This window comes from Hydrogenophaga sp. (genome assembly GCF_030656115.1).
In the GTDB taxonomy this organism is placed as follows: Bacteria; Pseudomonadota; Gammaproteobacteria; order Burkholderiales; family Burkholderiaceae_C; genus Hydrogenophaga.
Window position 1 is genome coordinate 54,761 of the sequence record NZ_JAUSOO010000152.1, and the last position, 10,975, is coordinate 65,735.

A 10,975-nucleotide genomic window follows, 5' to 3' on the forward strand; every position below is an offset into this window, starting at 1 on the left:
CCTTGTCGCCACCTCAATGCCGAACCCGCCCAGTGGCGCTGAGGATGGTCATGTCCACGAAGCGTGAGCCTTGGTGCTGGCCGTTGCGGTAGCCGATGCGGTAGCCGCCGAGGTCGTAAGCGTCGATGCTGTCCAGCGCGGTCACAAAGGCTTCGCGGCTGGCCTGGGCGCCCATGCGGCGGGCGGCCTCGGCAATGACCTTGCCGGCGATGTAGCCTTCCATCATGGCGTAGCTGACCATGGGCTCCAGCTCTTTGTTCGCCCCCACGGCGTCGGACAGCTCCTTGGCCAGCCGGCCCACCAGGCGGTAGGGGCTGGGTGTGACTTGCGCAATGGCCACACCGCGCAGCGTGTCCTCGCCCAGTCGGCGCGCGAGTTGTTCCACATCGGCGCCGGACTGGGCAAACAGTTGCGCCGCTCCGCCGGAAATGCGGTATTCCTCAATGAAGGCGGCGGTGGCTGCGCCCGATGCCAGGATGAGGATGGCCTGCGGGGGCTTGGCCAGGAACGTATCCACTGCCGAGGTGACGCGTGTGGTGCCGGCCGCGTAGGTGGCGCGCAGTTGCACCTGCTGGCCAGCGGCGCGCGCGATGCCTTCGACGGTGGTGGCCAGCGCTTCGGCGCCGGGGCCGTCTTCGTGCAGCACGCCCAGGCGGGTGATGCCGATGGTGGCCAGGTGCTGGGCCATTTTCTGGACCTCGTCGCGCAGGTTGGCGCGCACGTTGTAGAGCCAGGGAGAAGGGATGTCCAACTCGGTGATGCGGTAGCCCACCAGCGCGAGTTTTTCGCGCTCCAGCAGGCCGCTGGCCACCAGATCGCCGATGTTGCGGCTGCCAAAGAAACCGGCCAGCACCAGCGGCTTGTGTTCGGTGACCAGCCGGGTGGTCAGGGCGGTGGTTTCCTCGGGCCGGCCGCCGTCGTTTTCGCTGACCAGGGTGAAGCGGTGGCCGCCCACCCCAGCTTTGTTGGCCTGGTCGAGCGCGAGCTTGAGCCCGGCGGCGTAGGCCCGGCCTTGCACCGCCTCCCGCCCCGACAGCGGGGCGACCTGCCCCACGGTGATGGCCGCGGCCATTGCCTGCACCCCGCCCAGGCAGGCCAAGGCCAATGTTGCGGCGCGCAAGCTGTGTCGCCAAGTTTTCATGTGTGTCTCCTGTTTTGAAAAAGCGCAACTGTTCATTGTTCAACCTCAGAGTGTTTATGTCGCCTGTGGATTCCACTTACGCCGTGCTGACGGTGGTCGCTGTTCAAACGGGTAGGGCGCCCTATGGTATTGGCTGGGCGTGTCCAAATGAATCGCCATACCCGGCGTGCCCGGTGGTCTGGGGGACAACAACGGCTCGAATTCCGAGGCCCACAACGCTGTCTGCAAACGGGTGGGCTGCAGCACCCGTGCCTGTTTGAGGGCGTTGGAGAACAGCACTCAGCCTCTCGGTGTGAGGGCGGCACGCTACAAGCTGGTCCCGATCAGTAGCGTTGCCTCACGCAACAAAGCGTACAAAGTCTCGCTGTTTTCTGTATCGATGCGGGAGCTGCTGCCCACCAAGGCCAGCGTTCCAACACAGTCTTGCTCCCCGTTGAGCACGGGGACAGCCATGGCTCCGACGCCTGCTTGCAACTCACCCGTGGAGCGGTAGTACCCTGTTTGCCTGATGTGAGTGAGTTTGGCTCTGAACTGTGCCCAACTGTCACCCATCCCGTTGGCCGCAATCTCTTCTTTGTGCGCCTCGAAAATCTTCAGGAGCGGACCCCGCGCTAGCCACGCCAGCAACACTTTGGGTGCGCCTGCACGAAACATGGGGCGGGGACGACCTCGGCCATACAAAAGCTCCAGTCCTTTTTCACCGCTCACCCGGTGGATGTCGATCACCTTGGGACCCGCGTACAACACACTCAGTACCGCGTCATAGCCCGTTCGTGCCGCCAGATCCTTCATGACGGGGACCGATGCGCTCAACACCGGGTCTGTCTGGCGCAGCTGGAAATCGAGTTCAATGATGCGCCCACCCAGCGCATAGCGACCGGCCGAGATCTTTTGCAGCATGCCGGCTTCCACGAGTTCTTTCACGTAGCGGTAGCCCGTTGGCCTTGTGTAGCCCAGTGTTTCGTTGATCTCGTCTGGCTGCCATACAGGCCGCTCGCCGGTGAAGAGGTCAAGGATTGCAAATACTTTTGTAGAACTGCTGCTCATGTTGCGTGGAGGCCTGTGGCGGGCCATTCTAGCTTTGGCTATCCAGCCCCATGCGTTTGGCCATTTTTGCGGTCCATGCGGATCGTGGCATGAAGTTGGGCAGTGAGCGTGCATGCTCTTCCAGCCGTTTCATGAGCGCCCAGTCGTCGCCGGCCAGGTCGACAGGAAGCCGCATGGGTTGCGATACGTACCAGGGCAGGTCGAAGTAAAGCTCCAGCCGGTTTCCTTCTGGATCGCGAACGTAGATGGACACGGCATTCCCGTGGGTGACTGGCGTGATGTCATCGGCCCCCTCTTTGACCAGCAAGGCATGCATCTGGCGCAGCGTTCCCAAGCTGTCGGCTTTGAGGGAAATCTGGTTGATCGGATTGAAGGACGGTTCGCTCGGTCTCCCGCTGATGAGCACGATCTGGTGGTGTTCTTCCGGATCCCTGCTCAGAAACACAAGATGCATGGGGCCGTTCGGCCCAGAGAGATCTCCCTGATCTGTCACGGTGAAGTCCAGGATTCTTGTGTAGAAGTCCTCCATCTTTTTTATGTCAGTGACGTACATACCGAAGTGGCTGAAGCTGAAGCCGGGTCGATGCATGGTTTTTCCTCGTAAGTTGCGGTTGACAAAATCTTGATATGTGATTAAATCTCGATATACAAGATTTTGCAACAGCCATTTTGATGTGAGGAATCCATGAAACTGATCAGTTATGTGCACAACGGGCGTGAGGGTTTTGGCGCCGTCACCGCGTCTGGCGTGGTTGACTTGAACCTGGCGTTGAACAACGCCTTCCCCGACTTGAAGGCGCTGCTTGCAGGAAACGCGCTCTCGCAGGCGCAGGAAGCGGTCAACGCCCGTGCGGCGGACTACCGCCTGGAGGATCTGGCGTTGTTGCCTGTCATCCCCAACCCGGGAAAGATTTGGTGTTGCGGCTTGAATTACGGCGAGCACGTCAAGGAAACCAACCGCGAGGTCACCGAGCAGCCGACATTCTTTTTGCGCGTGGCGGACTCCCAAGTGGGACATGGCCAACCCATGGTCCGTCCTCCGGAGTCAACGCAGTTCGACTATGAAGCTGAAATCGCCGTCGTTATCGGCAAGTCGGGTCGCAGGATTGCTGAAAGCGAGGTCGCTCAATACATCGCTGGCTACGCTTGCTACAACGACGGAACGTTGCGCGATTGGCAGCGGCACACCTCTCAATGGGTGCCAGGCAAGAACTTCTGGAAGACCGGGGGGTTCGGCCCATGGCTGGTCACGGCTGATGAAATCCCTTTCGGGACGCTGATGACGCTGACCACCCGGCTCAATGGTGTGGAGCTTCAGCGGGCAACGACAGCAATGATGATTCACAGCATTGCGCGGCAAATTGCCTACGTCTCAACCATCGCGCCGTTGGAGCCAGGGGACGTCATCGTGACGGGAACCCCTGGTGGTGTGGGTGCCCGTCGAACCCCTCCCGTCTGGATGAAGCACGGCGATGTTTGCGAAATTGAGGTCGACCGCATTGGTGTTCTCAGCAATCCGATTGCTGACGAAAACTGATATTTCCTTTTCCACCCTTAGGAGACAAAAATGAAAAGAACGATTTTCAACCGTCGTCAAGCCATCCGTATGCTTGCCAGCACCTGTTGTGTTGCGCCATGGGCTGCCCATGCCACAGAGGTCGCCAAGCTGAAGTTCACCAGCTTTGAGCCACCCATGGCCAACATCACGGGCAATGTGTTGATGCCTTTTGCACGCGAAGTCAGCGCTGCGTCGCAGGGAACGTTGCAAATTGATATGTTTCCTGGAGGGACGTTGGGGCGCAATCCGTTGCAGCAACTCAAGTTGGTGACCGACGGAATCGCAGACATTGGTTGGATCGTTCTTCCCTACACGCCGGGGCGGTTTGATGACACGGAGGTGGTCGGGCTTCCATTCGTCTCCACCAATGCCACGGAGGCCAGTATTGCGTTGCACCGTTTGTACGCCTCGGGTGCCTTGGTCGGATTTGAGGGTTTGAAGATGCTGGCCGTAGGCGCAACGCCTCCGGTGGGCATACACGGTAAGCAACCCGTCCGGATGCCTGCGGATCTGCGCGGAAAACGTGTGCGCGTGTCTGGCGACCATTTGACGCGCATGGTGGAAGCGTTGGGTGGCGCTCCCGTCTCATTGGGAGCCGGACAGATTGCGGAGTCGTTATCGAGGGGCGTCGTTGACATGACGTTGAACAATTGGGGCTTCGTCGGTGACTTCAAAGTCAATGAGGTCAGCTCCGAACATTTTGAGATTGGGCTGGGTGCTGTTGCGGTTGGCGTCGTGATGCGCAAAGACCGTTTCGATGCGTTGCCTGCAGCGGCCAAGTCCGCCATAGAGAAATACAGTGGCGAGGTGCTGGCGAGAAAAATTGGCGAAGCGTTTGATCGCCAGGAAAAAGAAGTGCGGGAGCGTGTCTCTAAGTCGGGCAAGAACCAGGTTGTCCAACCCAGCCCCGCAGACACAGATGCGTGGAAGAAAGCGACGGAGCCCCTCAACGAAAGCTGGCGCATGGCCAAGCCTAGAAACCAGCGAACCTACAACGCATTCGTTGAGCAATTGAAGCGCATTCGCGCGGCGTCCTGACATGTTCAAGGTCGATGCCACTGCGCGCATGGAGCGCGCAGCGTCCTGGCTCGCCCAAATGGCGGTGATGGGCCTGCTGCTGCTCGCGGCCATCACCACCGTTGATGTCCTGATGCGCTATGCGTTCGCAAAACCCCTGCAGGGTTATGTCGATGTCGCCGCATTGGCCGCAGCGGTGCTGCTGGCGGCCTGCATACCGCACGTCCTGGTGAGCCGGGGCAATATTGCCGTCAACGCCGTGGGCGCCTTGCTGGGCGCACGGGTGCATCGGGTGTTAGACCGGTTCGCTGCTGTTGTCACGGCCACCTTTGTCGGCGTCTTGGCGTGGCAGTACATCTACTTCACGATCGATTTGAAAAACACATCGCAGGTTATGCCGGTCTTGCGCTGGGTGGTCTGGCCTTGGTGGGCCGCAGTGGGGGTGTTTGTCGGGTTTGCCGCACTTGCCGCATTCGTGACGGCCTGGAACACGAGCGAAGGAGACCGTCATGGATGACGCCATCCAATTGGCCGGTTTCGGGTTGCTGGCAACGTTCGTCCTGATCGCTTTGCATGTCCCGGTCGGTATCGCGATGGGCATTGCAGGCGTGGTGGGCTTTGGATTGCTCTCCGGGTTTCATCCGGCATTGGCCATGATGGCCTCGGAAACCTCCAACGCACTGACATCGTTGGACCTTTTGACCATTCCCTTGTTTGTGTTGATGGGAGCGTTCGCGAGTATTGCCGGGCTATCGGAGGATTTGTACCGCTTGGCATATGCGCTGGTTGGGCATCGGCGAGGCGGACTGGCCATGGCCACCATCGGGGGGTGTGCGGGGTTCGGTGCGGTGTGCGGGAGTTCTGTGGCCACGGCAGCGACCTTTGGCAAGGTGTCCCTGCCATCCATGATTCGGCGTGGTTATGAGCCAGGATTCGCCGCAGGAACGGTGGCCGCGGGCGGAACGCTTGGGATTCTCATACCACCGTCTTCGATCATGGTGATCTATGCGGTTCTGGCCCAAGAATTGATTATCACGCTGTACATCGCGGCATTGGTTCCCGCCCTGATTGCAATCGTGTTCCATTTTTTTGCCATCCTGGCGTACACCCAGATTCGACCGCGGGATGCACCGTTGGGCCCCAGGGTTGGCGCTGCCGAACGGTGGGGTGCGGTGCGTGCGAGTTGGCCCGTGCTGGTGCTGACCTGCACGGTGGTTGGCGGTATGGCACTGGGCGTATTCACTGCCACAGAGAGTGCCGCGGTTGGTGCTGTTATGGCCTTCGGATTCGCAGGAATGCGGGGCGCCTTGCGTTCGTCCCAGTTGCGATCTGCCCTGTTGAGCACAGCTTCGACAAGCGCAATGATTTATGTATTGATCATTGGTGCATCCCTTTTTGGGTATTTTTCTGCAGTGACCCAGGCGCCTCAGGTTCTGGTGGGTTGGGTCGGTGAGGCGAATGTGCCGGTTTGGGTTGCGATGCTTGCATTGATGGTTCTGTTCGTGATCGCCGGTGCCATATTTGATGAGGTGGCGACCATGGTGATTTCCATGCCGTTCGTTTTGCCATTGGTACAGAGTTGGGGTTTCGATCCCATATGGTGGGGCGTTATCAATGTCGTCATTATTGAAATTGGAATGCTTACACCCCCATTGGGCATGAATGTGTTTGTTGTCAAGGGCATTGCACCCCAGATACCGCTGCCTTCAATTTACAGGGGTGTGATGCCCTACATATTGTCGAATCTGTGCCGCTTGGGTCTTCTCCTGGTATTTCCACCGCTGGTGCTTTGGCTTCCCCATTTGTTGAAAGGATGAGCATGAGCTCGAACATTGACCCCGCTTTTCAAGCGCACATCCAACACGATGTCGCCATTGTGGGTTTTGGGCCCGCTGGGGCCGTGCTCGCCAATTTGCTGGCCATAAAGGGGCTGAGCGTTCTGGTACTGGATCGGGAAGCCGATGTGTACCGGTTGCCCAGGGCGATCCACTTTGACGGTGAGTGCATGCGGGTGTTTCAAACACTGGGGATTTCCGACGAACTCATGGCGCAACTCTTTGTCTCGCCTGGCATGAAGTTTGTCAATGCCGAGGGGAAGGTTTTGATCGACTACACCCGCTCTGTTGAGCTGGGTGGGCAAGCTTGGCACCCAGGCTATCGGTTTCATCAGCCCGACTTTGAGGACGTTTTGCGCAAAAAGCTGGAGCAATACCCACAGGTTGAAGTTCGGCTGCGACACGACGTTTTTGCCATCACCGAACATGAGGATGGCGTGGAGCTTCGGGTAGAAGACACGTCTTGCGGACGACTTTTGAAAGCCCATGCGCGGTATGTGGTCGGGTGCGATGGTGCGCGTTCCACGGTCCGTCGGATGATGGGCACCGAGCTGGATGACTTGAATTCACACGAGCGGTGGCTGGTGGTTGATGTTCTTCTGCAGCGAGAGCGTTCCGACCTGGGTGACCACAGCATTCAATATTGCGACCCACGCCGTCCTGCTACATACGTGAGGGGCGTCGGCGAGCGCAGACGCTGGGAGTTCATGCTGATGCCCGTCGATGATCCGACAACGATTACCCGACCGGAGTCGGTCTGGTCGTTGTTGGCGCCATGGGTAACGCCTGCGGATGCTGTGCTGGAGAGGCCCGCTGTCTATACCTTTCATTCGGTGGTGGCCAAAGGCTGGCGCAATGGCCGTTTGTTGATTGCCGGAGACGCCGCGCATCAGACACCGCCTTTCATGGGGCAGGGCATGTGCGCGGGTGTGAGGGATGTGTACAACCTCGCGTGGAAGCTGGCAGACGTTGTACAAGGGCATGCGTCCGAAACGCTGCTCGACACCTACGAGTCGGAGCGGTCTCCGCATGTGCGTGAGTTCATTGAAACAGCGGTCCGCTTTGGCAAGGTGATTCAAGCCACGGATCATGAGGTCGTCAAAAAGCGGGATGCCAGCATGCTGGCCAACACGGAAGTTTTTCACACGCCGCAACCGGCGTTGGGTTCCGGGGCGCATGAGGGGGGGCGCATTGCCGGCACAGTATCTGTTCAGCCTGTTCTGAAGGATGGGACGCGGCTGGACGATGTCGTGGGGTATCGGTTTGTTCTGGTTGCGAACCCTGACATATGCAGCGACCTGAACGTCACCCCTGATGAGCGCGTTGCGGTCATCCCTGCCCATGATCCCTCGCTGAAAAATTGGCTTGAGTCCTTGTCGGCGCAGGCGGTGTTGGTTCGTCCAGACCGCTATATCGCAGGCGCAGCAAGCGATGTGGGCAAAGTGCAAGACCTCATTCAGGTATTTGTGGGGAGCGCGGTGCTGTGATGGATACGCTGCTGCAGGCCGAACAGTTGCGCGCCGATTGTTTGATTCGCAGGGACCTGGAGGCTCTGCGCGACATGCTGTGTGACGACTTGTTCTACATACATGCCACGGGTATCAGGCACAACAAATCGCAACTTTTGAGCTTTTTGGAGAATGGGCCGCAGTTTTTGACTGTGGGCGTAACCGATCCGGTGAGCTGTTTGTCCGGTGAGTATGGCGTGGTCACGGGTGGACTTCAGATGTCGATCCTTCGTCGCGGAGAGGCGATGCCCTCTTTGGTGTCTTCGTGGATGAGTCAGATATGGATTCGATCCGCCGAATCGACCTGCGGTTGGCGGCTGAAGGTTTTTCAATCAACGCGCCAGGTATTTCAAGATGCATGACCTTCCCGACACACCGTTTCGACAGATGTTGCGAGGCGCAATTCCACCCCCACCGGTCGCCGTTTTGCTGGGCCAGACGATACAGCGCGTGGACGTCGCTGCTGGAGAGTTGGAGGCAGATTTTGATGCGCTGCCTTCATTCGCGAATCCTGCCGGAAAAGTGCAGGGTGGAATGTTGGCGGCCATGCTCGATGCGCTGACCGCAGGATTGGTGGATGCAACACTGTCAATTGGTGAGGGTGTGACCACCCTCAATTTGAACGTGTCGTACCTATCCCCGGCTGACGTAGGGGCCATCCATGGTGTTGCAAAGCTAAACCGCAGGGGCCGCGCTATTTCAAACGTATCCGCACAACTGACGCAAGGCGGAAAGGTGGTTGCAACAGCGTCGGCTGTTTGCATGGTTCTCAATACAGATCGGGGACGCCAATGAGCATTGAGAACTGCATATGGCGTGTTGTGTTGTGAAGGGGTATTAGATGATTGACAAAGTGGCATTGTCTGCAGCAGAGGCACTTGGGCCTGTGCAGGATGGGAGCACCATCCTGATTGGCGGATTCGGTACAGCCGGTATCCCGAATGAGCTGATTGACGCGTTGATCCAATGTGGTGCTGGCGGTCTGACCGTGGTGAACAACAATGCGGGTAGCGGGGATACCGGGCTTGCCGCATTGCTCCAGAGTGGCCAGGTAAAAAAGGTCATTTGCAGTTTCCCAAGAACGGGCGATTCGTGGGTGTTTGAGTCGCTCTACCGCAGCGGCAAGATCGAGCTGGAACTGGTGCCTCAAGGCAACCTGGCTGAACGCCTGCGGGCCGCCGGTGCTGGTGTTGGCGCCTTTTTCACCCCCACCGGCTACGGCACAGAACTGGCCCGCCATGCCGACGGTCGTTGGAAGGAAACCCGTCACATCAACGGCAAGGACTATGTGCTGGAGTTTCCCATTCGGGGCGATGTGGCCCTGATCAAAGCGGAAGCCGGAGACCGCTGGGGCAACCTCACCTTCCGCAAGGCCGCGCGCAATTTTGGCCCAGTGATGGCCACAGCGGCCAAGCGCACCATTGCCACCGTGCACGAGATCGTGGCGTTGGGGCAGTTGAACCCCGAAGTCATCGTCACGCCGGGCATCTTCGTGTCCAAGATCGTGAAGATTGAACGCTTGGCCACCCAATCCGGTGCGGTCAAGCGAGCCACCTGCGAGGAGCATCGAGCATGAGCGGCTACAGCAAACGCACCAAACAAGAGTTGGCCCAACGCGTGGCGCAGGACATTTTTGATGGCGCTTACGTCAACCTCGGCATTGGCCAACCCACGCTGGTGGCCAACTACCTGCCCGAGGGCGTGGAGGTTGTTCTGCACAGCGAGAACGGCATCCTGGGGATGGGCCCCGCCCCGGCGATGGAGGATGAAGATTACGACCTCATCAACGCGGGAAAGCAGCCTGTGACGCTGTTGCCAGGGGGGGCCTTCTTTCACCATGCCGACAGCTTCGCCATGATGCGCGGCGGCCATCTGGACATCAGCGTGCTGGGTGCCTTCCAGGTGTCGGTCACCGGTGATCTCGCCAACTGGAGCACTGGCGAAGCGGGTGCTATTCCGGCTGTCGGCGGTGCCATGGACCTGGCCGTGGGTGCCAAGCAGACCTGGGTCATGATGGACTTGCTGACCAAACAGGGGGTCAGCAAAGTCGTCTCCGTTTGCACCTACCCGCTTACTGGCATCGGCTGCGTCAAGCGCATTTATTCGGATCTCGCCACCTTGGAGTGCACCACCGACGGTCTGAAGCTCATCGACAAGGTCCAAGGGCTCGAACACACCGAACTGGAACGCTTGCTCGGCCTGCCCGTACAGACATGAGTGCAGCACGTTAACACCGCAAAAAAATACGCCATGACCCAAGCCTTCATCTGCGACGCCATTCGCACCCCCTTCGGCCGCTACGGCGGCGCCCTCAGCAGCGTGCGCACCGACGACCTGGGCGCCATTCCCTTGCGTGCGCGCGCAACCCGCAGGTGGACTGGGCCGCCATCACCGACGTGCTCTTTGGCTGCGCCAACCAGGCCGGGGTCGACCACCGCATCGTGGCCCACATGAGCAGTCTGCTGGCCGGCCTGCCGCTGGAGGTGCCCGGGGGCACCATCAACCGCCTGTGCGGCTCGGGCCTGGACGCGGTGGGCACCGCTGCGCGCGCCATCAAGGCCGGCGAGGCCGGCCTGATGATCGCCGGCGGCGTGGAAAGCATGAGCCGCGCGCCCTTCGTCATGCCCAAGGCAGAGAGCGCGTTTTCCCGCAACAATGCGGTGTTTGATACCACCATCGGCTGGCGCTTCGTCAACAAGCTGATGAAAGCGCAGTACGGTGTGGACTCCATGCCCGAAACGGCGGAAAACGTGGCCACCGACTTCAAGATCGAGCGCGACGCGCAAGACCGCATGGCCCTGGCCAGCCAGATGAAAGCCGTGGCCGCCATCCAGGCGGGTCACCTGGCGCGCGAAATCTGCCCGGTCAC

Annotated in this window: 12 protein-coding genes and 1 pseudogene; 10 read left to right on the forward strand and 3 right to left on the reverse strand. The window is 59.5% G+C overall.

Annotated elements, in window-relative coordinates; genetic code table 11:
- Positions 1-13: 13 nt before the first annotated feature.
- From Q7J58_RS20150 to Q7J58_RS20160, 3 genes are all read right to left on the reverse strand, one after another.
- A complete protein-coding gene (locus Q7J58_RS20150) occupies positions 14-1,141 on the reverse strand; it encodes an ABC transporter substrate-binding protein (RefSeq protein ID WP_304831548.1) in 1,128 nt (375 codons plus the stop codon).
- A gap of 306 nt (positions 1,142-1,447) precedes the next feature.
- Entirely contained in the window at positions 1,448-2,188 is a 741-nt protein-coding gene (locus Q7J58_RS20155) for an IclR family transcriptional regulator (protein WP_304831550.1), read from the reverse strand.
- A 28-nt stretch (positions 2,189-2,216) separates the two neighbouring features.
- Positions 2,217-2,777 carry a VOC family protein gene (locus tag Q7J58_RS20160; RefSeq protein ID WP_304831552.1) on the reverse strand — a complete coding sequence of 187 codons (561 nt, stop codon included), beginning with the start codon at positions 2,775-2,777 and terminating at the stop codon, positions 2,217-2,219.
- Between the two features lie 96 nt (positions 2,778-2,873).
- Here Q7J58_RS20160 and Q7J58_RS20165 point away from each other — a divergent pair, with 96 nt between their 5' ends.
- The 10 genes and pseudogenes from Q7J58_RS20165 to Q7J58_RS20210 all read left to right on the forward strand — a co-directional run.
- Positions 2,874-3,725: a fumarylacetoacetate hydrolase family protein gene (locus tag Q7J58_RS20165; protein ID WP_304831554.1), complete on the forward strand. Its 852-nt coding sequence runs from the start codon at positions 2,874-2,876 to the stop codon at positions 3,723-3,725.
- 30 nt (positions 3,726-3,755) lie between these two features.
- The gene (locus Q7J58_RS20170; protein WP_304831556.1) at positions 3,756-4,784 is read left to right on the forward strand and encodes a TRAP transporter substrate-binding protein; all 1,029 of its coding nucleotides are present in this window, start codon (positions 3,756-3,758) and stop codon (positions 4,782-4,784) included.
- Between the two features lies 1 nt (position 4,785).
- Positions 4,786-5,280, forward strand: coding sequence for a TRAP transporter small permease (locus tag Q7J58_RS20175; protein WP_304831557.1), 495 nt, complete (start codon positions 4,786-4,788; stop codon positions 5,278-5,280).
- Positions 5,273-6,580, forward strand: a complete 1,308-nt coding sequence (locus tag Q7J58_RS20180; protein WP_304831558.1) for a TRAP transporter large permease — start codon at positions 5,273-5,275, stop codon at positions 6,578-6,580. Before Q7J58_RS20175 ends, Q7J58_RS20180 begins: the two co-directional genes overlap by 8 nt.
- A 2-nt stretch (positions 6,581-6,582) precedes the next feature.
- Complete coding sequence (locus Q7J58_RS20185) at positions 6,583-8,085, forward strand: bifunctional 3-(3-hydroxy-phenyl)propionate/3-hydroxycinnamic acid hydroxylase (RefSeq protein WP_304831560.1); 1,503 nt, start codon at positions 6,583-6,585, stop codon at positions 8,083-8,085.
- Entirely contained in the window at positions 8,085-8,468 is a 384-nt protein-coding gene (locus Q7J58_RS20190) for a nuclear transport factor 2 family protein (RefSeq protein WP_304831562.1), read from the forward strand. The genes Q7J58_RS20185 and Q7J58_RS20190 overlap by 1 nt, the downstream gene beginning before the upstream one ends.
- A complete protein-coding gene (locus Q7J58_RS20195) occupies positions 8,461-8,901 on the forward strand; it encodes a PaaI family thioesterase (RefSeq protein ID WP_304831564.1) in 441 nt (146 codons plus the stop codon). The genes Q7J58_RS20190 and Q7J58_RS20195 overlap by 8 nt, the downstream gene beginning before the upstream one ends.
- Positions 8,902-8,947: 46 nt before the next feature.
- On the forward strand, positions 8,948-9,682 hold the full coding sequence (locus Q7J58_RS20200) for a 3-oxoacid CoA-transferase subunit A (RefSeq protein ID WP_304831566.1): 735 nt from the start codon (positions 8,948-8,950) through the stop codon (positions 9,680-9,682).
- A complete protein-coding gene (locus Q7J58_RS20205) occupies positions 9,679-10,323 on the forward strand; it encodes a 3-oxoacid CoA-transferase subunit B (protein ID WP_304831568.1) in 645 nt (214 codons plus the stop codon). The genes Q7J58_RS20200 and Q7J58_RS20205 overlap by 4 nt, the downstream gene beginning before the upstream one ends.
- Positions 10,324-10,356: 33 nt before the next feature.
- Positions 10,357-10,975: pseudogene (locus Q7J58_RS20210) on the forward strand (beta-ketoacyl synthase N-terminal-like domain-containing protein); the annotation flags it as partial.

Coding starts and splice junctions, on each gene's coding strand:
- Q7J58_RS20150 (WP_304831548.1), bottom strand. CDS start 1,141: ATGAAAACTTGGCGACACAGCTTGCGCGCCGCAACATTGGCCTTGGCC.
- Q7J58_RS20155 (WP_304831550.1), bottom strand. CDS start 2,188: ATGAGCAGCAGTTCTACAAAAGTATTTGCAATCCTTGACCTCTTCACC.
- Q7J58_RS20160 (WP_304831552.1), bottom strand. CDS start 2,777: ATGCATCGACCCGGCTTCAGCTTCAGCCACTTCGGTATGTACGTCACT.
- Q7J58_RS20165 (WP_304831554.1), top strand. CDS start 2,874: ATGAAACTGATCAGTTATGTGCACAACGGGCGTGAGGGTTTTGGCGCC.
- Q7J58_RS20170 (WP_304831556.1), top strand. CDS start 3,756: ATGAAAAGAACGATTTTCAACCGTCGTCAAGCCATCCGTATGCTTGCC.
- Q7J58_RS20175 (WP_304831557.1), top strand. CDS start 4,786: ATGTTCAAGGTCGATGCCACTGCGCGCATGGAGCGCGCAGCGTCCTGG.
- Q7J58_RS20180 (WP_304831558.1), top strand. CDS start 5,273: ATGGATGACGCCATCCAATTGGCCGGTTTCGGGTTGCTGGCAACGTTC.
- Q7J58_RS20185 (WP_304831560.1), top strand. CDS start 6,583: ATGAGCTCGAACATTGACCCCGCTTTTCAAGCGCACATCCAACACGAT.
- Q7J58_RS20190 (WP_304831562.1), top strand. CDS start 8,085: ATGGATACGCTGCTGCAGGCCGAACAGTTGCGCGCCGATTGTTTGATT.
- Q7J58_RS20195 (WP_304831564.1), top strand. CDS start 8,461: ATGCATGACCTTCCCGACACACCGTTTCGACAGATGTTGCGAGGCGCA.
- Q7J58_RS20200 (WP_304831566.1), top strand. CDS start 8,948: ATGATTGACAAAGTGGCATTGTCTGCAGCAGAGGCACTTGGGCCTGTG.
- Q7J58_RS20205 (WP_304831568.1), top strand. CDS start 9,679: ATGAGCGGCTACAGCAAACGCACCAAACAAGAGTTGGCCCAACGCGTG.